This is a genomic window from Serratia sp. Ser99 (assembly GCF_024519545.1).
Taxonomy (GTDB): domain Bacteria; phylum Pseudomonadota; class Gammaproteobacteria; order Enterobacterales; family Enterobacteriaceae; genus Serratia; species Serratia liquefaciens.
In genome coordinates, this window is the sequence record NZ_JALJRT010000039.1 from 1 (window position 1) to 204 (window position 204).

At 55.9% G+C, this 204-nt stretch carries 1 tRNA gene; it reads left to right on the forward strand.

Going from position 1 to position 204, the window contains the following annotated elements:
- Positions 1 to 127 precede the first annotated feature (127 nt).
- Positions 128 to 204 (forward strand) — tRNA-Met (locus NR114_RS24235).

Below are 204 nucleotides of genomic sequence, written 5' to 3' on the forward strand. Positions count from 1 at the left end.
CAGCCTGGTAGCTCGTCGGGCTCATAACCCGAAGGTCGTCGGTTCAAATCCGGCCTCCGCAACCAACCGATACTGCAAGAGCAGTATCAAGTAAGTGTTGGATTCGATGAAAAAAGTATTATACGGACGCGGGGTGGAGCAGCCTGGTAGCTCGTCGGGCTCATAACCCGAAGGTCGTCGGTTCAAATCCGGCCCCCGCAACCA